The sequence below is a fragment of the Sphingomonas sp. GW821-FHT09E03 genome, assembly GCF_059416225.1.
In genome coordinates this window covers 105,189-127,320 of the sequence record NZ_JBWKOS010000005.1, presented here as the reverse complement: position 1 = coordinate 127,320, position 22,132 = coordinate 105,189, and the positions used below count along the sequence as shown (strand labels likewise).

General features: G+C 65.7%; 17 protein-coding genes. 6 read left to right on the top strand and 11 right to left on the bottom strand.

Translation table 11 applies throughout. The features are described 5' to 3' along the window. Positions 1–64: 64 nt before the first annotated feature. Both AC07M8_RS13330 and AC07M8_RS13325 read left to right on the top strand, forming a co-directional pair. The gene (locus AC07M8_RS13330; protein ID WP_495174812.1) at positions 65–196 is read left to right on the top strand and encodes a hypothetical protein; all 132 of its coding nucleotides are present in this window, start codon (positions 65–67) and stop codon (positions 194–196) included. 12 nt (positions 197–208) lie between these two features. Continuing rightward, entirely contained in the window at positions 209–736 is a 528-nt protein-coding gene (locus tag AC07M8_RS13325) for a sugar nucleotide-binding protein (RefSeq protein WP_495174811.1), read from the top strand. Between the two features lie 178 nt (positions 737–914). Here AC07M8_RS13325 and pncB read toward each other — a convergent pair whose 3' ends face one another. After that, positions 915–2,219 (bottom strand): nicotinate phosphoribosyltransferase, encoded by a 1,305-nt coding sequence (gene pncB, locus AC07M8_RS13320; RefSeq protein ID WP_495174810.1) that lies wholly within the window; start codon positions 2,217–2,219, stop codon positions 915–917. Positions 2,220–2,319: 100 nt separating this feature from the next. On the opposite strand from pncB, the gene AC07M8_RS13315 reads away from it, so the two are divergent. Next, positions 2,320–2,514, top strand: coding sequence for a DUF3606 domain-containing protein (locus tag AC07M8_RS13315; protein ID WP_495174809.1), 195 nt, complete (start codon positions 2,320–2,322; stop codon positions 2,512–2,514). A 175-nt stretch (positions 2,515–2,689) separates the two neighbouring features. Here AC07M8_RS13315 and rpoC read toward each other — a convergent pair whose 3' ends face one another. Together rpoC and rpoB are read right to left on the bottom strand one after the other, a co-directional pair. Continuing rightward, entirely contained in the window at positions 2,690–6,964 is a 4,275-nt protein-coding gene (gene rpoC, locus AC07M8_RS13310) for a DNA-directed RNA polymerase subunit beta' (protein WP_495174808.1), read from the bottom strand. A gap of 163 nt (positions 6,965–7,127) precedes the next feature. Then, positions 7,128–11,276, bottom strand: a complete 4,149-nt coding sequence (rpoB, locus tag AC07M8_RS13305) for a DNA-directed RNA polymerase subunit beta (protein ID WP_495174807.1) — start codon at positions 11,274–11,276, stop codon at positions 7,128–7,130. A 366-nt stretch (positions 11,277–11,642) separates the two neighbouring features. Here rpoB and AC07M8_RS13300 point away from each other — a divergent pair, with 366 nt between their 5' ends. Continuing rightward, on the top strand, positions 11,643–12,827 hold the full coding sequence (locus tag AC07M8_RS13300) for a hypothetical protein (protein ID WP_495174806.1): 1,185 nt from the start codon (positions 11,643–11,645) through the stop codon (positions 12,825–12,827). 172 nt (positions 12,828–12,999) lie between these two features. On the opposite strand, the gene rplL is transcribed toward AC07M8_RS13300, so the two are convergent. Next, entirely contained in the window at positions 13,000–13,374 is a 375-nt protein-coding gene (rplL, locus tag AC07M8_RS13295; RefSeq protein ID WP_267393755.1) for a 50S ribosomal protein L7/L12, read from the bottom strand. Positions 13,375–13,452: 78 nt separating this feature from the next. Further along, positions 13,453–13,974 carry a 50S ribosomal protein L10 gene (gene rplJ, locus AC07M8_RS13290; protein WP_267393757.1) on the bottom strand — a complete coding sequence of 174 codons (522 nt, stop codon included), beginning with the start codon at positions 13,972–13,974 and terminating at the stop codon, positions 13,453–13,455. A gap of 475 nt (positions 13,975–14,449) precedes the next feature. Here rplJ and AC07M8_RS13285 point away from each other — a divergent pair, with 475 nt between their 5' ends. Together AC07M8_RS13285 and AC07M8_RS13280 are read left to right on the top strand one after the other, a co-directional pair. Next, positions 14,450–14,986 (top strand): PilZ domain-containing protein, encoded by a 537-nt coding sequence (locus AC07M8_RS13285; RefSeq protein ID WP_495174805.1) that lies wholly within the window; start codon positions 14,450–14,452, stop codon positions 14,984–14,986. A gap of 153 nt (positions 14,987–15,139) precedes the next feature. Further along, a complete protein-coding gene (locus AC07M8_RS13280) occupies positions 15,140–15,991 on the top strand; it encodes an oxidoreductase (protein WP_495174804.1) in 852 nt (283 codons plus the stop codon). A 140-nt stretch (positions 15,992–16,131) separates the two neighbouring features. Here AC07M8_RS13280 and AC07M8_RS13275 read toward each other — a convergent pair whose 3' ends face one another. From AC07M8_RS13275 to rplK, 6 genes are all read right to left on the bottom strand, one after another. Next, complete coding sequence (locus tag AC07M8_RS13275) at positions 16,132–16,809, bottom strand: TadE/TadG family type IV pilus assembly protein (protein ID WP_495174803.1); 678 nt, start codon at positions 16,807–16,809, stop codon at positions 16,132–16,134. Continuing rightward, entirely contained in the window at positions 16,806–17,459 is a 654-nt protein-coding gene (locus AC07M8_RS13270; protein WP_495174802.1) for a TadE/TadG family type IV pilus assembly protein, read from the bottom strand. Before AC07M8_RS13270 ends, AC07M8_RS13275 begins: the two co-directional genes overlap by 4 nt. Continuing rightward, positions 17,456–19,267, bottom strand: a complete 1,812-nt coding sequence (locus AC07M8_RS13265; protein ID WP_495174801.1) for a TadE/TadG family type IV pilus assembly protein — start codon at positions 19,265–19,267, stop codon at positions 17,456–17,458. The genes AC07M8_RS13270 and AC07M8_RS13265 overlap by 4 nt, the downstream gene beginning before the upstream one ends. Positions 19,268–19,532: 265 nt before the next feature. Beyond that, entirely contained in the window at positions 19,533–20,501 is a 969-nt protein-coding gene (locus AC07M8_RS13260; protein WP_495174800.1) for a CsgG/HfaB family protein, read from the bottom strand. A 374-nt stretch (positions 20,502–20,875) separates the two neighbouring features. Continuing rightward, positions 20,876–21,568 (bottom strand): 50S ribosomal protein L1, encoded by a 693-nt coding sequence (rplA, locus tag AC07M8_RS13255; protein WP_267393770.1) that lies wholly within the window; start codon positions 21,566–21,568, stop codon positions 20,876–20,878. 4 nt (positions 21,569–21,572) lie between these two features. Beyond that, positions 21,573–22,004 (bottom strand): 50S ribosomal protein L11, encoded by a 432-nt coding sequence (gene rplK / locus AC07M8_RS13250; protein WP_495174799.1) that lies wholly within the window; start codon positions 22,002–22,004, stop codon positions 21,573–21,575. Positions 22,005–22,132 lie beyond the last annotated feature (128 nt).

The following is a 22,132-nucleotide window of genomic DNA, read 5'->3' as shown; positions in this document are numbered from 1 at the left end:
ACCCGTCACGTAGGACTGCTTGCTGCCGCGGGCAATGAACAGGCCCAGCCGCTGCTGATTTGCGGTGCCACGGGGCACGCTGGGGCAGGCGCTCGTGCGCGCCTGCGCGGCCCGCGGCATCGCCTGCGTGATCACGACCCGCGACCTGCTCGATCTCGAACGTCCTGCCAGCATGGCCGCGGCGCTGCACAGTTAGCGCCCGTGGGCGGTGGTCAATGCGGCGGGATACGGCAAGGTCGATGACGCGGAGCGCGACGAAGCCGCCTGCTTGCGTGTCAACGCTTCCGGCGCGATCGCGCTCGCCGAGGCATGCGCCGCACGCGGTATCGGCTATCTCGGCTTTTCCAGCGACCTGGTGTTCGACGGTAGCTCAGACGCGCCCTATCGTGAGAGCGATGCACCGCGCCCGCTCAACGCTTACGGCCGCAGCAAGGTGGCGATGGAGCAGGGCTGCGCCGGATTGCCGGGGGCGCTGATCGTTCGAACCGCCGCACTGTTCACGGCGCACGATCCGCATCATTTCGCTGTGACAGTGGCGGACAGGCTATCGTTCGGGGCTCGGTTCGTGGCGGCCGAGGACTACATCGTCAGCCCAAACCTTCGTGCCCCATCTCGCGGACGGCGCACTGGACCTGCTGATCGACGGCGCCACCGGGCTATGGCATTTCAGCAACGGCGAGGCGGAAAGCTGGGCTGGTTTCGCCCACCGCATCGCGATCGCCTGCGGTTTGGATGATCGGCTGGTTAGGCCCGTGCCTGGCGCCTCGCTGGGCTGGGCCGCGCCCCAGCCGGTGGCAGTGCCGCTCGTCAGCAAGCGCGGGGCGCCGTTGGCGTCGCTGGGCCGCGCAAGCGAGGCATTCGCCGGCGACTATATGGCAGCGCGGGCAGTCCGGCGCTGCGCTTGAGCCGCGTGGCTAGACGTGTACCGCGGTCGCAACGCGCCCTTGCTCGCCAAAGATGCGCAGGTAGCGCTCGATCTCGCCCGGTTCGCCAGTGGCCTTCGTCGGGTTGTCGGACAGTTTTACCGCCGGCCGGCCGTTCGCGTGGGTAACCTTCGCAACGAGCGAGATCGGCTCAAGCCCAACCGCGCCGTCCGGATCGCAGCCACGAAAGTCATTGGTAAGATTGGTGCCCCAGCCGAAGCTCATCCGGACGCGGCCATCAAAATGGCGGTAGGTTGCCTCGATCGTGTCCACATCCATCCCGTCGGAGAAGATCAGCAGCTTGGTGCGTGGGTCGCGGCCCTGCGCCTGCCACCAGGCGATGATCTGTTCGCCTGCCTCGACCGGCGGGGCGCTGTCGGGCCGGAAGCCGGTCCAGTCCGTCAGCCACGCCGGCGCATTGCGCAGGAACGCCAACGTGCCGAACGCATCGGGCAGCACGATGCGCAGGTTGCCGTCATAGTGCGCCTGCCATTCCTCGAGCACGCGATAGGGTGCCGCAGCGACGCCGGCATCGTCGGCGGCCAGCGCCGCCAGGACCATCGGCAGCTCGTGCGCATTGGTGCCGACCGCCTCCAGATCGTTGTCCATCGCGAGCAGCACGTTGGAAGTGCCGATGAAGCGCTCGCCGAGCCCTTCCTTGAGCGCCTCGACGCACCAGCGCTGCCACAGGAAACTGTGCCGTCGCCGCGTGCCGAAATCCGACAGCCGCAGTTCGGGCAGCTCGCGCAGCCGCTCCACCTTGTCCCACAGCTTGGCCTTGGCGCGGGCGTAGAGCACGTCGAGCGCGAACCGGCCCTTGCCGCGCAGCGCCGCGCGGGCCCGCAGCTCGTTGATAATCGCGAGGGCAGGGATCTCCCACATGGTGGTGTGGGTCCACGCTCCGTCGAAGCGCAGGATGAACTGGCCGTCGGCGCGGCTCAGCTCGTAAGGCGGCAGCTGGAACTCGCCGAGCCAGGCGACGAAGTTCGGCGAGAACATCCGCGCCTTGCCGTAGAAGCTGTTGCCGGCGAGCCAGATCAGCTCCTTCTTGGTGAAGCGCAGCGTACGGGCGTGATCGAGCTGCTCGCGCAACTCGGCCTCGTCGATCACCTCGGCAAGCCGCACGCTCGCGGTGCGGTTGATCAACGAGAATTCGGCGCGCACGTTGTCATGCCCATGCCGGATCATCTGCAGCATCAGCAGCTTGTAGAAATCCGTGTCGAGCAGGCTGCGGACGATCGGGTCGAGCCGCCAGCCGTGGTTGTAGGTGCGCGTGGCGATGTCGGTGACGGCCATGATCGTGTCCTTAGCGTCTGCGCAACCGCCTGCAACCGGTGGCGCCGAACCGGAACTCTGCCCGGCGTGCCGCTTTGATGGGGCAGAGGAGAATGCGATCATGAGCGACGACAAGGGCAAGACCGGCGGTGCCGACCGCCGCACCGTGGCTGCCGGGGAAGGCTATGAGGTGGAGTATTTCGCCTCCAAGCACGACATTACCCCGGCGCAGGCGCGCGAGCTGATCGCCAATGTCGGCAACGATCGCGACAAGTTGGATGCGGCCGCTTACGGCCTCAAACAGGGCCAGGGCTGATCTAGGCCTGCTACGGGAGCGGGCAGGGGGGGTGCCCGCCTCCTGCATTCCGCATCTCATTACCGAGGCAGCACGGCCCGCGTGTCGGTGAGCATCCCGGCAGTTCTCCGCACCAACGAAAAACCGCCGCCCGGCATCCCGGACGGCGGTTTTTCTTGTCGCGTTACCCGAACGATCAGTCGTTCAGATACTCGCCTGCATCGGCGTCGGTGCCGGTGCCCGAGGTCACGACCTCGGCCAGCGGATCGTCGCCGGTGCCGGCGCTGTCGCGCACCGAACGGGCATTCTCGGCGGCCCGCAGCTCGGCTGCGCTGGCGGGCGCGATCAGCACCTCGGCGAGCTTGCGCTGCTGGACCCGAAGCGCCGCATCGCGCGACGTCGCCGCAACCCGCAGGCGGTTCATGCCGGCGCCTGTACCCGCCGGGATCAGGCGGCCGACGATGACATTCTCCTTGAGGCCCATCAGCGTGTCCTGCTTGCCCTGAACCGCCGCCTCGGTGAGAACGCGGGTGGTCTCCTGGAACGACGCGGCCGAGATGAACGACCGGGTCTGCAGGCTCGCCTTGGTGATCCCGAGCAGGATCGGCTTACCCTCGGCCCGCACCTGATTGGCCTCGAGCTTCTCGTTGATCGCGTCCATTTCCTCGCGATCGACCTGCTCGCCCGCCAGCAGCGTCGTGTCGCCGCCATTGGTGATCTCGACCTTCTGCAGCATCTGACGAACGATCGTCTCGATGTGCTTGTCGTTGATCTTCACGCCCTGCAGTCGGTACACTTCCTGGATTTCCGACACGAGATATTCCGCGAGCGGCTCGATGCCGAGCACCTCGAGAATGTCGTGCGGATCCGGGCTGCCGCCGATCAGATTGTCGCCACGCTTGACGTAATCGCCTTCCTGGACGTCGATCACCTTCGACTTCGGCACCAGATACTCGACGACCTCGCCGCCGTCCTCGGGCTGGATGCCGATCTTGCGCTTGGCCTTATAGTCCTTGCCGAACACAACCCGGCCCGAGACCTTGGCGATGATCGCATTCTCCTTCGGCTTGCGGGCCTCGAAGAGCTCGGCGACGCGCGGCAGACCACCGGTAATGTCGCGGGTCTTGGCGGCTTCGCGGCTGACACGCGCCAGCACGTCACCGGCCTGGACCTGCGCTCCATCCTCCACCGACAGGGTCGCGCCCGACGCCAGCATGTAGCGGCCGGACTCACCCGAGGTATCGTCAAGCAGGGTCAGGCGCGGACGCAGATCCTCCTTGGACTTGGTGGTGATGCGATATTCGGTGACGACACGCTGGGCGATACCGGTGGCTTCGTCGGTCTGCTCGGTGAGCGTCTTGCCCTCGATCAGATCCTGGAACTTCACGATGCCCGGGTTCTCGGTGATCACGGGCATGGTGAACGGATCCCACTCCGCCATGCGATCGCCCTTCGACAGCACATGGCCATCGTCGAACATCACATAGGCGCCGTAGGGGATACGGTGCACCGCCAGCTCGCGGCCGTCCATGTCGACGATCGCGATCTCGCCCGAGCGGCTGAGCACCACGCGGCGACCACGCTGGTCGACGATGATGCGCAGATCACGATACTCCGCGGTGCCGTCGACCGGCGCCTCGAGGTTCGACTGCTCGTTGAGCTGCGCCGCGCCACCGATGTGGAAGGTACGCATGGTCAGCTGGGTGCCCGGCTCACCGATCGACTGCGCCGCGATGACGCCGACCGCTTCGCCGATGTTCACCGGCGTACCGCGGGCGAGATCACGCCCGTAGCACTTGCCGCAAACGCCGATCTTGCTCTCGCAGACCAGCGGCGAGCGGATCTTCATCCCCTGGATGCCGATCTTCTCGATCTGGGTGATCATCGGCTCGTCGAGCAGCGTGCCCGTCGGGATGACGATCTCGCCGGTCTTGGCGTCGACCACGTCCTCGGCCGTCGTGCGACCAAGGATGCGCTCGCCGAGCGACGCGATGGTGCTGCCACCCTGAACGATCGCCTTCATCTCGAGCGCGCGCTCGGTGCCGCAATCCTCTTCGATGATGACGCAATCCTGCGACACATCGACGAGGCGGCGGGTGAGATAGCCCGAGTTGGCGGTCTTCAACGCCGTGTCCGCGAGGCCCTTACGAGCACCGTGGGTGGAGTTGAAATACTCAAGGACGGTGAGGCCTTCCTTGAAGTTCGAGATGATCGGCGTCTCGATGATCTCGCCTGACGGCTTGGCCATCAGGCCGCGCATGCCGGCGAGCTGCTTGATCTGCGCCTGCGAGCCACGGGCACCGGAGTGCGCCATCATGTAGATCGAGTTGATGTCCTTCTCGCGCCCGTTGGGGAGCTTCTTGACCGCCTTGATCTCGTTCATCATCGCGTTCGCCACCTGGTCGCCGCAGCGGCTCCAGGCGTCGATCACCTTGTTGTACTTCTCTTGCTGCGTGATCAGGCCGTCCTGATACTGCTGCTCATAGTCCTTCACCTGATCGCGCGTCTCGTCGACCAGCGCGATCTTCTCGCCCGGGATGATCATGTCGTCCTTGCCGAACGAGATGCCCGCCTTGAACGCGTGCCGGAAGCCCAGTGCCATGATCGCGTCGGCGAACAGCACGGTCTCCTTCTGGCCGGTGTGACGATAGACCTCGTCGATCACGTCGCCCACGTCCTTCTTGGTGAGGAGGCGGTTGACGGTCTCGAACGGCACCTTCGACGACTTCGGGAGCGTCTCGCCGAGCAGCATCCGGCCCGGCGTCGTCTCGAAGCGCTTCATATACTGCTTACCGGCTTCGTCAGTCTGCGGCACGCGGCTGATGATCTTGGTGTGGAGCGTCACCGCCTTCGCCTCGAGCGCCTGATGCACTTCCGACATGTCGGAGATCAGCATGCCTTCGCCCGGCTCGCCTTCCTTCATCATCGACAGATAGTACAGACCCAGCACCATGTCCTGCGACGGCACGATGATCGGCTTGCCGTTGGCAGGCGACAGGATATTGTTGGTCGACATCATCAGCACGCGCGCTTCGAGCTGGGCTTCCAGCGACAGCGGCACGTGGACCGCCATCTGATCGCCGTCGAAATCGGCGTTGAACGCCGAGCAGACGAGCGGGTGCAGCTGGATCGCCTTGCCCTCGATCAGCACGGGCTCGAACGCCTGGATGCCGAGACGGTGAAGCGTCGGCGCGCGGTTGAGCATGACCGGATGCTCGCGGATCACCTCGTCGAGGATGTCCCAGACTTCCTTGCGCTCCTTCTCGACCCACTTCTTCGCCTGCTTCAGCGTCATGCTGAGACCCTTGGCGTCGAGGCGTGCATAGATGAACGGCTTGAACAGCTCGAGCGCCATCTTCTTCGGCAAGCCGCACTGATGGAGCTTGAGCTCAGGCCCGGTCACGATGACCGAACGGCCCGAATAGTCGACGCGCTTGCCGAGCAGATTCTGGCGGAAGCGGCCCTGCTTGCCCTTGAGCATGTCGGACAGCGACTTGAGCGGACGCTTGTTCGCGCCGGTGATCGTGCGACCGCGGCGGCCGTTGTCGAACAACGCGTCGACGGCTTCCTGCAGCATGCGCTTCTCGTTGCGCACGATGATGTCCGGCGCGCGGAGCTCCATCAGGCGCTTCAGGCGGTTGTTGCGGTTGATCACGCGACGATACAGGTCGTTCAGATCCGACGTCGCGAAGCGACCGCCGTCGAGCGGCACCAGCGGACGCAGCTCGGGCGGGATGACCGGCACGACCTCTAGGATCATCCACTCGGGGCGGTTGCCCGATTCCAGGAAGCTCTCGACGACCTTCAGCCGCTTGATGATCTTCTTGGGCTTCAGCTCGGACTTGGTGGTGGCCAGCTCTTCGAGCAGATCACGCTTCTCGCCCTCGAGATCCAAGCTCTCGAGCATGATGCGGACGGCTTCGGCGCCGATGCCGGCCGAGAAGGCGTCCTCGCCATATTGGTCCTGCGCCTCGAGGAGCTCGTCTTCGGTGAGCAGCTGGAACTTCTCGAGCGGGGTCAGGCCCGGCTCGATCACGATGTAGGCCTCGAAGTACAGCACGCGCTCGAGCTGCTTGAGCTGCATGTCGAGCAGCAGGCCGATGCGCGACGGCAGCGACTTGAGGAACCAGATGTGCGCGACCGGGGCGGCCAGCTCGATATGGCCCATGCGCTCGCGACGGACCTTCGAGACGGTGACCTCGACGCCGCACTTCTCGCAGACGATGCCCTTGTACTTCATGCGCTTGTACTTGCCGCACAGGCACTCGTAATCCTTGATCGGACCAAAGATGCGCGCGCAGAACAGGCCGTCACGCTCGGGCTTGAACGTGCGATAGTTGATGGTCTCGGGCTTCTTGATCTCGCCGAACGACCACGAACGGATCTTGTCCGGGGAGGCGATGCCGATCTGGATCTGGTCGAACGTCTCGGCCTTGGCGACCGGATTGGCGAAGTTGGTCAGTTCGTTCATGAACCTGTCCTCTTAGAAATCTGAACTCCTCTTCCATCGGAAGAGGAAAGGCCCCGCCGGCGTCAGCCGGTGGGAAGGTGAGGGCAGCGCGTTGTGCCGTCCTCACCCTGCCGCGCCTTCGGCGCTTTCCTCCCTCTCCCACGCGGAGAGGGAGGAAGAGCGCTTACTCCGCGGCGATGGCCACCCCGTCGGCATCGAGCTCGTTGCTCTTCAGATCGACGTTGAGACCCAGGCTGCGCATCTCCTTGACGAGCACGTTGAAGCTCTCGGGGATGCCGGCCTCGAAGGTATCGTCACCCTTGACGATCGCCTCATAGACCTTGGTGCGGCCGACCACGTCGTCGGACTTCACCGTCAGCATCTCCTGGAGCGTATAGGCCGCGCCATAAGCCTGCAGCGCCCAGACCTCCATCTCGCCGAAGCGCTGGCCACCAAACTGTGCCTTACCGCCCAGCGGCTGCTGGGTGACGAGGCTGTACGGCCCGATTGAACGCGCGTGGATCTTGTCGTCCACGAGATGGTGCAGCTTGAGCATGTAGATGATGCCCACGGTCACCTTGCGGTCGAACATGTCGCCGGTGCGGCCGTCGAACAGCTCCGACTGACCCGAGGTATCGAGCCCCGCCAGCTCCAGCATCGCCGACACGTCGCTCTCGCGGGCGCCGTCGAACACCGGAGTGCCCATCGGGATGCCGGTGCGGATGTTGTGCACCAGCTCTGCAATCTCCTCGGGCTCGCGACTCTGGATGTCCTCGGCGTAGTGATCGCCATAGACTTCCACGAGCCGCTCCTTGACCGCGTCGGGCATCTCGCCCGCCTTGGCGTCCGGGTTGGCCTCACGCCAATCCTCGAGCGCGCTCGCGACCTGCATGCCGAGATTACGGGCAGCCCAACCGAGATGCGTCTCAAAGATCTGCCCGACGTTCATCCGCGACGGCACGCCGAGCGGGTTGAGCACCAGATCGACCGGGGTGCCATCCGCGAGGAACGGCATGTCTTCCTGCGGCAGGATCCGCGAGATGACGCCCTTGTTGCCGTGCCGGCCGGCCATCTTGTCGCCGGGCTGCAGCTTGCGCTTCACCGCGACGAACACCTTAACCATCTTGAGCACGCCCGGCGGCAGCTCGTCGCCACGCTCCAGCTTCTCGCGGCGATCGTGAAACTTGTCGGTGATCAGCTTGGCGGCATCGTCATACTGCTGCTTCACCGCTTCCAGATCGGCCTGGACCTTGTCGTCCTGCACCGCGAACTTCCACCACTCGTGGCGGTCGACGCTGTCCAGCAGGTCCATGTCGATGGTCGCGCCCTTCTTCAGGCCCTTCGGCACCGCCGTCGCCACCTGATCGAGCAGCATCTCGCGCAGGCGGCTCCAGGTCGCCCGGTTGAGGATGGTGCGTTCGTCGTCCGAGTCCTTCTTCAGGCGCTCGATCTCCTCGCGCTCGATCGCCATCGCGCGCTCGTCCTTGTCGATGCCGTGGCGATTGAAGACGCGAACGTCGACAATAGTGCCGGCAACGCCCGGGGGCAGGCGCAGCGAAGTATCGCGCACGTCCGAGGCCTTCTCGCCGAAGATGGCGCGGAGGAGCTTTTCCTCCGGCGTCATCGGCGATTCACCCTTGGGCGTGATCTTGCCGACCAGGATGTCACCCGGCTCCACTTCGGCGCCGACATAGACGATGCCCGCCTCGTCGAGATTGCGCAGCGCTTCCTCACCGACGTTAGGGATATCGCGCGTGATGTCCTCGGGCCCGAGCTTGGTGTCGCGGGCCATCACCTCGAACTCGTCGATGTGGATCGACGTGAACACGTCGTCCTTCACGATCCGCTCGGAGATGAGGATCGAATCCTCATAGTTGTAGCCGTTCCAGGGCATGAACGCGACGAGCGCGTTGCGGCCGAGCGCGAGCTCGCCGAACTCGGTCGACGGGCCATCGGCGATCACGTCACCGGCGTTGACCACGTCGCCCACCTTCACCAGCGGACGCTGGTTGATGCAGGTCGACTGGTTCGAACGCTGGAACTTCATCAGCGTGTAGATGTCGACGCCCGACTTGCCGGCATCGACCTCGCCGGTGGCGCGCACGACGATACGTGCGGCATCGACCTGATCGATGATGCCTGCCCGGCGAGCCGAAATGGCGGCGCCGGAGTCGCGAGCAACGGTTTCTTCCATGCCGGTGCCGACGAACGGCGCTTCCGCCTTCACCAGCGGCACGGCCTGGCGCTGCATGTTCGAACCCATCAATGCGCGGTTGGCGTCATCGTTTTCCAGGAATGGAATGAGCGATGCGGCGACCGAGACGAGCTGCTTAGGGCTGACGTCCATCAGCGTGATGGTTTCCGGCAGCGCCATCAGGAATTCGCCGGCCTGACGGGCCGACACCAGCTCCTCGGAGAACGAGCCGTTCTCGCTGAGTTCGGCCGACGCCTGCGCGATCGTGTGCTTGGCCTCTTCCATCGCCGACAGATAGACAACCTCGTCGGTCACCTTGCCGTCGATGATCTTGCGGTACGGCGTCTCGATGAAGCCGTACTTGTTGACGCGGCTGAAGCTGGCGAGCGAGTTGATCAGGCCGATGTTCGGGCCTTCCGGCGTCTCGATCGGGCAGATGCGGCCATAGTGGGTCGGGTGAACGTCACGGACTTCGAAGCCAGCGCGCTCACGCGTCAGACCGCCCGGCCCGAGTGCCGAAACGCGACGCTTGTGCGTCACTTCGGAGAGCGGGTTGGTCTGATCCATGAACTGCGACAGCTGCGACGAGCCGAAGAACTCGCGCACCGCGGCGACCGCGGGCTTGGCGTTGATCAGGTCGTTCGGCATCACGGTCGAGACGTCGACCGAGCTCATCCGCTCCTTCACGGCGCGCTCCATGCGAAGCAGGCCGACGCGATACTGGTTCTCGAGCAGCTCGCCCACCGAGCGCACGCGACGGTTGCCGAGGTTGTCGATGTCGTCGATCTCGCCCTTGCCGTCCTTGAGGCCAACCAGGGTCTTGATCACCGCGAGGATGTCCTCGCTGCGCAGCGTCGTCACCGTGTCCTCGGCGTCGAGGTCGAGGCGCATGTTGAGCTTGACGCGGCCAACCGCGGACAGGTCGTAGCGGTCCGGATCGAAGAACAGGCCGGCGAACAGCGATTCAGCGGTCTCAAGCGTCGGCGGCTCGCCGGGGCGCATCACGCGATAGATGTCGGAGAGGGCCTGCTCGCGTTCCTCGGCCTTGTCGGCCTTCAGCGTGTTGCGGATCCAGGCGCCGGTCGAGACATGGTCGATGTCGAGCAGCTCGATGGTGTCGACGCCGGCCTTGTCGAGCAGCTCGAGGTTCTCGGCGCCGATCTCGTCGCCAGCCTCGACGTAGATCTGGCCGGTGCTCTCGTTGATCAGGTCATAGGCCGAATAACGGCCATAGATCTCTTCGGTCGGGATCAGCAGCTCGGTAAGGCCGTCCTTGGCCGCCTTGTTGGCAGCACGCGGGCTGATCTTCTGCTGGGCGGCGAACACCACCTCGCCCGACGATGCGTCGACGATGTCGAACAGCGGCTTGACGCCACGCCAGTTCTCGGCGGCGAACGGGATGATCCAGCCGCCCTGGCCGCGCACATAGGTGACGCGGTTGTAGAAGTGGTTGAGGATGTCCTCGCTGGTCATGCCGAGCGCGTAGAGCAGCGCCGTCACCGGCAGCTTGCGCTTGCGATCGATGCGGACATTGACGATGTCCTTGGCGTCGAACTCGAAATCGAGCCAGGAGCCGCGATACGGGATGACGCGCGCGGCAAAGAGGTACTTGCCGCTGGCGTGGGTCTTGCCGCGGTCATGATCGAACAGCACGCCCGGCGAGCGGTGCATCTGCGAGACGATGACGCGCTCGGTGCCGTTGATGAAGAAGGTGCCGTTCTCGGTCATGAGCGGCATGTCGCCCATGTAAACGTCCTGCTCCTTGATATCGATGACCGACTTGGCCTCGGTATCGGGATCGACCTCGAACGCGGTGAGGCGCAGCGTGACACGCATCGGGGCGGCATAGGTGATGCCGCGCTGGCGGCATTCCTCGACGTCGAACTTCGGCGGCTCGAGCACGTAATCGTCGAAGTCGAGATAGGCGGTGCCGGCGAAATCCTGGATCGGGAACACGCTGCGCAGCGTCTTCTCCAAGCCCGAGACGTGGCCGATCGACTTGTCCGAGCGCAGGAACTGCTCGTAGCTTTCGCGCTGAACCTCGATCAGGTTCGGCATCTGGATGACTTCGTGGATGTCCCCGAAGATCTTGCGGATGCGCCGCTTGGCGGTGCTGCCCTGGATCGCCTTGGTTGCCATGGGTGTTATATGCCCTCGATCGTTGATGCCGGCACGAAGCCGCTAATTCGTGCCCCGGATGATCCCCGGGGCGGGACGCAAGGAAAGACGCCAAAAAGCCGATCGCAACCATGTGCGTCGGCCGTTGGCGTCTGGAACCAGTAGCTTCCCATTCGTACGAAGCGCTGCGCGACGGCGCGACATGTCCCGAAAGCTGTGGTGATGGAGCGAATATAGGCGCGCGGGCCTAACCTGTCAAACTTCGCGCATAGGATCCAACAGCAGCTCGACTCGTCGTCGGAACGGGGCGGCTGGTCGCAGCGGCGGTCGCGGTCGTGCGCCGTTCACTAAGGGCGGTTCACCATTATTCGGGTGAGATCGATTTCCATGACGCTCCTGGCACGCGCGCGCCTCGCCGCGACGGCCTCCTTGCTGACCCTGGCGCTGCACGCGCCGGCGACGGCCCAGACCCAGCCGCAGACCGCGCCGCAGACCATCCCCGGGCTTGAGAATTACAGCCTGCCATCGAGCCAGCCGAGCACGACGCCGACACCCGCGCCCGCCGAGGTGGTGCCGGTGCCGACCGTGACACCGCCACTGCGCCCGGCAACGCGTCCAACCCCGCGACCGACGCCGACCCCGCGACCGACTGCGACGGCAACGCCGACACCGCGCGCCACGCCAACGCCGGCGCCCACACCGGCGCCGATCGCCACGCCGAGCGTCGCAGCAGCGGTAGCGGCTCCCTTGCCGACGCCGACACCGACCGGGGCACCAGCGCCAAGCGCCTCGGCTAGCCCGATCGTGGCGCCGGCGCCGGCCGCAGCGGAAACCGACCAAGGCGGCAGCTGGCCGTGGTGGCTTGCCGGACTGGTCGTGGTCGGCCTCGCCGGCGGCGCGTGGTGGTGGCGACGGCGCGCTGTCGCGCAGCATCGGGACGACGAACCGGCGCCGGAACACGAAGGGCCGGATGCGCCAGAGCCGGGCGGCGTCGCGCCGTCGGTGGTGCCGGCCCCGGCGCCGGCGATGCTGGCCCGCCGCAGCGCGCCGGCGGCCCCGGTGGCGGGCGCTGCACAGCCGCTGGTGGCGCTGTCGCTACGCCCGGCGCGCGCGGGGCTGAACCTGCTGAGCGCGACGGTGGACGCCGAGCTCACCGTCGCCAACCAGGGGACGGTCGCGCTGTCGGCGATCCGCATCGGTGCGACCTTGCTCAGCGCCCATGCGGGACAAGAGGCCGATCTTGCGGACATCTTCGCGCAGTCGGTCACGCGGCCAGCGACAGCGCCGTTTGCGTTGCAGCCGGGGGAGAGCCGGACCCTGCGGGTGGTGACCGCCTTGCCGCGGGCGTCGATCCAGTCGCTCACCGCGGCAGGGCGGCCGATGTTCGTACCGCTGGTCGCGATCAATTGCCTGTACGAGACGTCGACGGGGGCGGGGCAGACCGGCCAGGCATTCGTGGTCGGGGTAGAGCGGGTCGACTCCGCCAAGCTCGCGCCCTTCTGGCTCGACCAGCCGCCGCGGACCCACGACCAGGTCGCGGCGCGGCCGCATGGCGCGGCGATCCAACGGTAGCGAACGATCGGGGCGGTGAAGGTCGCGCCGGTGCCGGCCTTCACCGCACGACGATGGAGTGAAAGCGGCCTCCTCACCACGTTCAGGCATCTGCTGGACCGCAACGCAAAAAGGGCGGCCCTGTGAGGGGCCGCCCTTTCCGTATCGCCCGAGAGCGATGAAGCCGAATGGCTTACTTGAGGTCGACGGTCGCGCCGGCGGCCTCGAGCTGTGCCTTGACCTTGGTGGCCTCGTCCTTCGACACGCCTTCCTTGACGGCCTTGGGAGCGCCCTCGACCAGAGCCTTGGCTTCGGTCAGGCCCAGGCCGGTGATGGCGCGGACTTCCTTGATGACGTTGATCTTCTTGCCGCCGTCGCCGGTGAGGATCACGTCGAACTCGGTCTGCTCTTCAGCAGCCGGGGCAGCAGCAGCGCCGCCAGCGGCAGGAGCCGCAACGGCAGCGGCGGCGGACACGCCCCACTTCTCTTCGAGCAGCTTCGAGAGCTCGGCGGCCTCGAGGACGGTCAGTTCGCTCAGCTGGTCAACCAGCGCGTTCAGGTCTGCCATGTGTATTCTCCGTTGGGGGCGCGAGCTGGTGTAACTTGGGCCCCAAAGTGTCAGTTCGAAATTACCAGATCAGGAAGCTCAGGCGGCTTCCTTGTCCTTCTCGGCGTAGGCCGACAGCACGCGCGCGATCTGCGCCGCGGGAGCCTGGGTGATGGTCGCAAGCTTCGTTGCCGGGGCAACGAGGAGGCCGACGATCTTCGCCCGGAGTTCATCCAGCGAGGGCAGGGTAGCGAGCGCTTGCACGCCAGCGACGTCGAGAGGGGTCGCGCCCATCGCCCCGCCCACGATTTCGAACTTGTCGTTCGTCTTCGCGAAGTCGACCACTACCTTGGCAGCGGCGACCGGGTCGATCGAGGTGGCGAGACCGACCGGACCCGTGAGCATGTCGCCCAGCGAGAGATAGTCGGTGCCGTCGAGCGCGATCTTGGCAAGCTTGTTCTTCGAGACCTTGTAGGTCGCGCCGGCGTCCCGCATCCGGTTGCGCAGCGTCGTCGACTGCGCGACCGTCATGCCGAGATTGCGGGTGACAACCACCACACCGACCTCGGCAAAGTTACGGTTCAACTCGGCAACGGCCGCGGCCTTTTGAGCACGATCCATGCCATTCTCCACGTTTAGGGCACCCATCAAAGTAGTACTTTGACGGGACCCGATGAACGGATTGCCGAAGCAACCCGCCCGGTTACAAACCGGTGGGGAAAACCCCGCCGGGGTTGTCCATCGATGGGGAAGGCACCCGGCTAACGGGCGGCAGACCGGGCACGCTGATGCGCAGCCGGCATGAATTCCTGTCCCCGTCTCGGCAGGACATTAAGCCGCGGCAAATCCGTGGCACCTGCTGTCTTGGACGGATGCGCGGCGGGCAAGCCCACCGGCAAGCGCGGGCCTATAGCGGATCGCGCGACGAGGTCAACTCGCGTTTCGTGGCGGGGGCACCGACACAGGGGTCAGCAATGTTGCCCTATGTTACGCAAAATTAACGCAGGTGAGTCATGGCAGGGTTAATGGTCGCTGATCATGCCCTGTCATGTCCTGCCTGCGCCGCCCTGGCTGCGCATCGCGATGGTGGCCGGCCATGAAGAATCGCGAGCCCCGGCGCAAGGTGATGGTCCGGGCGCGGATGCGCACCGGCGCCGATTGGGGTGACGTGGTGATCCACAACATGTCGTCGCGCGGCTTGTTGGCGAGGTCCGAGCAGCCGTGCCGGCCCGGCATGGTGATCGAGATCCGCCGCGTCCACCATATCGTCATTGGCCGGGTGGTGTGGAGCAAGGACCAATTTTTCGGGGTACGCACCCAGGACAAGATCGACATCGACGGCATCCTGGAGGCCAAGCCGCCGGCGCATCGACCCGGCGCGCCGTGCGAGAAGCAGGCGGATGCGGATCGCCGTGCGACCGCGCGCAAGATCGGCCATGCCCATGTCGCCGAGCGGGCCGAGCGCAGCCGGCTGTTCGCCTCCGTCTTCCAGTCGTGCGCGATCGGCGTCGCGGTGATCGCCGCGTCGCTCATGATCGCCCAAGCGGTCGGCGGGCTGTTGTCGCGGCCGATGGCGACGGTGGGGGCGTATCTCGAGGGTGGGCAGGCCGCCGCGGGGGCGTCGGCGAAGTAGCGGGCAGCTGAGAGGTGAGCGGCCAGGGTGGCCCATGCCTCGCGTCGCCCGAGCCGAGCAATGAACGGCACCACCGGGGTCGACCGACCGGCGGCTGAACCCGCCGACATCCCGCTGCGTTAAGCATGCCTCCGCTTGCCCGAAAGGCCCCGCATGACGCTTCCCGCTTCCCCCGTCTGGTTCATCACCGGCTGTTCGACCGGCTTCGGCCGCGATCTTGCCAAGCTCGTGCTCGATCGGGGCTGGCGCGCGGTGATCACCGCGCGGGGCAAGGAGCGGGTCGCCGATCTAGCCCAGGGCATCGAGGATCGCGCGCTGGCGCTCGATCTCGACGTTACCGACCAGAAGCAGGTAGACGCCGCGGTGAAGGCCGCGATCGCGCAGTTCGGGCGGATCGATGTGCTCGTGAACAACGCCGGCTATGGCTATCAGGCGACCGCCGAAGAGGGCGAGGAAGACGCCATCAGGGCGCAGTTCGACACCAACGTATTCGGGCTGTTCGCGCTGACGCGTGCGGTGCTGCCGCAGATGCGTGCGCAGGGCAGCGGCCATGTGATCAACTTCACCTCGGTGGCAGGGCTCGTCGGCTTCCCGGGCTCGGGCTATTATGCCGCCTCCAAGCATGCGGTGGAGGGCTGGTCCGACGCGCTGCTCGCTGAGGTGGGCCCGCTCGGCATTGGCGTGACCTGCGTCGAGCCAGGGCCGTTCCGCACCGATTGGGCGGGGCGCTCGCTGCAGCAGACCCCCAGCCGGATCGAGGCCTATGCCGAGACCGCTGCGGCGCGGATGGCGAGCACCAAAGGCTATAGCGGCACCCAGGCCGGCGATCCGGTGCGCGCCGGCGAGGCGATCATTGCCGCGGCGCAAGCCGCCGAGGCGCCGCGGCATCTGGTGCTGGGCAAGTTCGGCTATGACGCGGTGACGGCCAAGCTGAAGGAGCGGCTGGCGGAGATCGAATCGCTGCGGGATGTGGCGCTGGGGGCGGATTTTCCAGACGCGGGGTAGGGGGGCTTCTTCATCTCTTCGTCATGCTGAACTTGTTTCAGCATCCATGGCCCGCACGACCCGCGGGCTTGCCGGCCGCGAGGGGCCATGGATCCTGAAACGAGTTCAGGATGACGAGGGTGAGCTGGCACGCGTGCCGTTCAACAGGTCGCGGCGGTCGTGCCGTTGACTGCAGTCGGTGCGACGCCGATCACGCGCTGGTCGCGGACCGCCATCGACGCGGTCTCGTCGAAGGTCGTCGAAGGCAGCACCACCTTGGTGAACAGCGGTTTGTAAACATAATAGACCTCGACGAACATCGTCGCGTTCTTGGGCTGCGGCTTGACCTTGTTGGTGCCGCCCATGCCGAGCGTGCTGGTCTGGCCCTGCAGGCCGTAGATCGAGGCGTGGCTGGTCTTGGTGCCGTAGCAGCGCTGCCAGCGGATGATGTAGTTGGTCGGCGTCGCGGTGGCGACGTCGGTGGGCTCGGCCGAGGACAGGATGACGCGGCCGTTGGCTCCGAGCTTCAACGCCGCCGACTGGAGCTCGCCGCCGGCGAACGTCTCGGTGATGTTGGACTCGTACACCGTCTTGCCCGAGGCACCGGCGACGCCCATCCGCGAGGCGTTGTCGGCGATCTGCAGCGCGATCTGGCTGACCTGCATCTTGGTGATCACCCAGTTCGCATATTCGGTGCCGGTGAGCCCGATGATCAGGATCAGCGGCGAGACCAGCGCGAATTCGAGCAGGGCAAGGCCGCGCCGGTCCTGGCGCAGCCGCGCGAATCGAAAGCATCGGGCGAGCAGCGGCGGGCGGGCGGGCAGGGCAGGCATCCTCATGTGCAGTGCAGCGTCTTTGGCGAGGCGCTGTAGCTCGACTGGTCGCTGTAGGGCTGGTTGGCGAGCACCGCGGTGGCGCTCAGTGCCACGGTGGACGAGGCGCCGATGAACTTCCACAGCGGGAACATGTGCGGATAGGAGACCTTGACGGTGTAGATGGTGCGGTCCTGCGCGCCGCCGCCGGGCGTCGACGAAGTCGAGCCGCCGTCGCCGCCATCGGCGTCCCAGACGCCGTTGCCGTTGGTGTCGGTGAAGGATTCGTTGTTGTCGCACACCTTGTCGCCGTTGGTGTCGTTCCAGCTCTCGGGCACCTTGGCGGCAGCATCATTGTAGTTGCGGTAGAAGCGGCGCGTCGGCACGACCGTGGCATTCTTGGCGAGCAGCTTCACCTGGCGGGTGATGTTGGCGTCGAGCGCCGCCTCCGCGGCGGCGGTGCTCATGTCCTGCAGCGTCGAATCACGCGCCGCCTTCTGCAACAGGCCGTTGAGCTGCGCCTTCATGTACAGCGTGTGCGCGGTATCAAAGAAGCCGAGCAGCATCACGATCAGCACTGGCGCGACGATCGCGAATTCGACGATGGTGGCGCCGTGTTGGTCGGGGCTGAGGCGGGCGAGTAGGCGCGGGCGGCGACGGCGCAGCAGGCGGCTCATTGCTCGAGCCTCAGCTGGGCGATGCGTGACGCGATGGTCTGGAAGGCGGTATTGAGCGCGGTGGCGTCGGTCGCGTCGAAGAAGTGGTCGCTGTCGCTGGCGCAGGTCTTGAGCCGGTCTTTGGTGGCCTGCTCGATGCCCTGACCACCGAAGGAGATCACCCACAGCAGCGTGTTGGGCTCGTTCTTCACCGCCGTGCAGAGCGCGACAAGGCGGGTGTTGACGTCCGCGGTGAGATTGTCGTCGTCGGTGGTGTAGCAGGAATTTCCCATCGTCGTGGTGGTGCGCTGATCCCACCAGGCAACGCCGTAGTTGGAATAGTCGCACGGGCCGGCCTGGGCGTCGCCGTCGGTCATGAAGATCACGTGGCGCTGGATCACCCCGCCGCTCGAGGTGGTTGCATTCTCCGACTTGAACATGCCCTCCGGGGAGATCAGCCGTCCGCCCCACAGCATGCCGATGTCGTGGTAGGTGTTGCCGGAGGGAGTGAGCGTGTTGACGTAGGAGTCGAACACCGTGGGCGTCCATACCGTCATGCCCTGCAGCTTCTGCGCCGGCGTCGGGCAGAAGTAGCGGAAGGAGCGCATCGAGTTGTTGTAGTCGCCGGTGCTGTAGCTGGCGGCTTTGGTGTAGGGTGAATTGCTGGCCGGCGAGCTGGAGGACGAGACCGTCCGCATGTAGATCGCGTCCGGCAGCACCGGGCCATATTGCGTTGCGGGCTTCGAAGAATCCGGCACCTGGTTGATATCGGTGGTGACTGTTTGCTCCTCGACGCAGCCGTCCCAGGCCACTGATCGATCGGCGCCGTTGGTGCCGATGCCGGCGACGGTGAGGTTGGCGGACGCGGGCGTGTTGGGCACCTTGGCGGTCGCGAACGATGACAGTGCCGACGCGACGTTCATCGGGACGCTGGTCGGGCCGTAGAGCCAATAATTGTACTGAACCTGGACCTTGCAATTATAGCCGGATCCGGTGGTCTGATAGCGCTGCATCGCCGTATCAGACGGCTGATTGGAGCAGCTGTAATTGGTATCCGACCAGTTAGTCCAATAGATCGAGCGCGCCCGCGACTGATACGACCAGTTGGCGGCGAAATACGAGGCCGGCAAGTTGAGCTGGCTGATGTCGACGTTTGACGAATATGGCACGAAGCCGAAACGCAGCTGCGAGCCAGAGTTGATACCCTGATAGCTGTTGGTGGCGCAGTTCGTGCCATCGGTCTTGGCCTGAGCGAGCGCCTCGTAGAAGCACTTCACCGCGTTCTTGAGCACACTGATCTTCGAACTCGAGGTGACGCTGCAGCTGCCGGACGCGCTGGGTGCGCACGCCATCGAGCCGGTGGTGTCGAGCACGAACATCACGTCGGTGTTGGGCAATTGCATCGCCGATTCGCAGGTGACGGTGAGCGCTCTGGGGCCAAACTTGAAAAACTGCATCACCGTCATGGGGACCGTGGTGCTGACGGTGCCCTGCACGTTGGAGCCGGTCGAGCTGAAGGCGGGCGTGGTGACGCCGCTGCCATAGGCGCCGGCGGTGAAATTGCCCCAGAAATATTGGGTGGCGCTGGCCTGGGCGGTCGCGTCCCACGAGCCGCCACCCATCTGCTTGCGCCCGGCGAGCGCGCCGGCGTCGCAGGCGTGCTGGAGCCGGACCTTGGTCATGTACAGCCGGCTGAGATCGAGCGCGCCGCCGACCATGCCGAGCAGCGGCAGCATCGCCGCCGCCGCGATCGCCAGGGTGTTGCCGGCGACGTTGCGGCGCAGCCTGGTTAACACACCGATGATCCGGACTGCCGCTATCGTACCCACGCGCTTCTCGCTCCTGCCCCCGCAACCAGCGGGCTCGCAGCGGTCAATAACGCGCTAAAGGTATGATAAAGTGGAACAACCTGGTTAACGAAAACTTGCGATCCAACCGGCGGCCGGATCGGGGAGCCGTAACTGCTACGCCCCCGTTAACCATGACCGGTTACGATCAGTCCGAAATCGACATGATCACGGCAGGCATCTATACGCGAACGGGCCGGGAGCATCCGCTCCCGACCCGCGGTGATACAATCCGGCAAGCGCGGACTTATTGCGACGGCGCGAGCCGCGTGTTGAGCACCCAGCCGACATTGTCATTCTCATCGGCGACTTCCCACCACAAGCCGTCCTTCTTGCCGGTGGGATACAGAACCGATCCCGGCGGCAGGGTGCGAATCGCGGCGCCGCCGGCCGCGGCGGTCTTGCGCATCGCCACCGCGCCGATCGCGGTAAACGTCTTGGCGGGCGCTGCCTCGGCGGTGCCGCCGCTACCCGGGCGGACCAGGTTGAGCGACTCGACCAGCCTCGAATAGGCCTGAATGAACGACAGGGTGACGATGCGGCCTATATCGGTGTTCTCGTAACCACCGCCAACCGCGCCCGCGGCGCCGCCGAAGAAGCCGAGCCCGCCGCCCGCGGCAAAACCGAGATCGTTCTTGGCGGCATAGCCGTCTTCGGTGGCGATCGTCTCGGTGGTGCGGACGTTCGTGACCGAGACGATCGTGTTCGCCTCCATCTTGCGGCTGCGCAGGCCGCCGAGCACGCCACCCAGCCGGCCGCCGATCAGGCCGCCGGCGGCGCCGCCGATCGCGCTGCCGCTGGCGTTGCTGTTGGCGCCCTGGATCTCGGCGACGAGCACGTAATCGGCGGCCTTGATCTGGCCCTGGCCGACGTTCGAGCCGCGCTGCAGCCCGAGGTTGCCGCCGATCGCGCGTTCGCGCTCGGCGGCGTTGAGGCCGGTACCGCGATCGACCAGGTTGAAGCAGCCCGAGCGCTGGATCATCACCTTGAGCAGCTTGGAGGGTGGCGCTAGCTGCCACTGCGTCCAGCGATAGGGATCGTCGCCATCGGCGACCGAGATGGTGCCGAGCTTGCGCGCGCAGCGCGGCACATCGGCCATCGTCGCCTGCTGGAGCTTCTGGCCGCTGGTCGGCTTCGCGAGTTGCTGCGCCGCTGCCGGCGCCGCTGTGGCGATCAGCATCGCAGCTGTCGCCAGACTTCCCATCGTCTTCATCATGATACCCCCGGGTTATGACCAGGGCAGCGTATCGCGATGATATGGCAGTGCCAATACGGTGGCGCGGACCTGCTGGCCTAAGCGTACCAAGTGCTGGCCGGGCGCCAGGGCAGCATCGGCGAAGATATTGGCTGAAGGAACAGGGTGTTAATGGGCGTGGCGCGGCACGACGTCTTGCCACGCCGCGGTTCGTTTCGCGCGCACGCCCATCTTGTTATTACTCGATGGGGGCTGTTGAGCGACGGCGCTCGACGGGCTCGGTGGTGAGGTGCCCCAGCGCCGGTTGCTTAAGCCAGGCGACTTCTGACGCAAAAAGGGCCGGGATTGCTCCCGACCCTTTGTGTTCGAACCAGTCGCGTTGACCGGCGGGTGCGTTAAGCGCCCGCGATCTCGGCGGTGTCGACCTTGATGCCGGTGCCCATCGTCGAGGACACGGCGACCTTGCGGACATACTTGCCCTTGGCGCCCGACGGCTTGGCCTTGACCACCGCATCGACCAGCGCGTCGAAGTTGCGGCGCAGGTCCTCGGCGGCGAAGCTCGCCTTGCCGATGCCGGAGTGGATGATGCCGGCCTTCTCGACGCGATACTCGACCTGACCGCCCTTGGCGGCCTTGACCGCCTCGGCGACGTTCATGGTCACGGTGCCGAGCTTCGGGTTCGGCATCAGGCCCTTGGGACCCAGCACCTTACCGAGGCGACCGACGATGCCCATCATGTCAGGCGTGGCGATGCAGCGATCGAAATCGATCGTGCCACCCTGGATGGTCTCCATCAGATCCTCGGCACCGACGACGTCGGCGCCTGCAGCCAGGGCTTCCTCGGCCTTGGCGCCGCGGGCGAACACGCCGACGCGGACGGTCTTGCCGGTGCCGGCGGGGAGGGTGACGACGCCGCGGACCATCTGGTCGGCGTGGCGCGGATCGACGCCGAGGTTCAGCGCGACCTCGATGGTCTCGTCGAACTTGGAGGTCGCACCCGAACGGGCGAGGGCGATCGCCTCGTCGATGGCGTGCAGCTTCTCGCGATCAATGGTGATCGCCTTATGCTTCTTGGTCAGCTTGGCCATGATCTCAGCCCTCCGTCACTTCGAGGCCCATCGCGCGGGCGGAGCCTTCGATGATCTTGGTCGCCGCCTCGATATCGTTGGCGTTCAGATCCTTCATCTTGGTCTGGGCGATCTCGGCGAGCTTGGAGCGCGCGATCTTGCCCGCGGAGACCTTGCCCGGCTCCTTCGAGCCCGACTTGAGGCCGGCGGCCTTCTTGATCAGGAACGAGGCCGGCGGGGTCTTCACCTCGAACGAGAAGCTGCGATCCGCATAGACGGTGATCTTGGTGGGCAGCGGGGTGCCCTTTTCCATGTCGGTCGTCGAGGCGTTGAACGCCTTGCAGAACTCCATGATGTTGACGCCGCGCTGACCCAGCGCCGGGCCGATCGGCGGGGCGGGCTTAGCATCACCTGCAGGAACCTGCAGGTTGATATAACCTGTGATCTTCTTTGCCATGTCACTCTCGTTTCAAGTTTAGCGGTGTAGCGGGTACCCGGAGGCGCCCTCCCGCAAGCATCCAGCCGCTGGCGCAAGCCGGCGGTGTGGAAGCGCGGGCGCATAGCGGAGCTTGAGTGATATGGCAA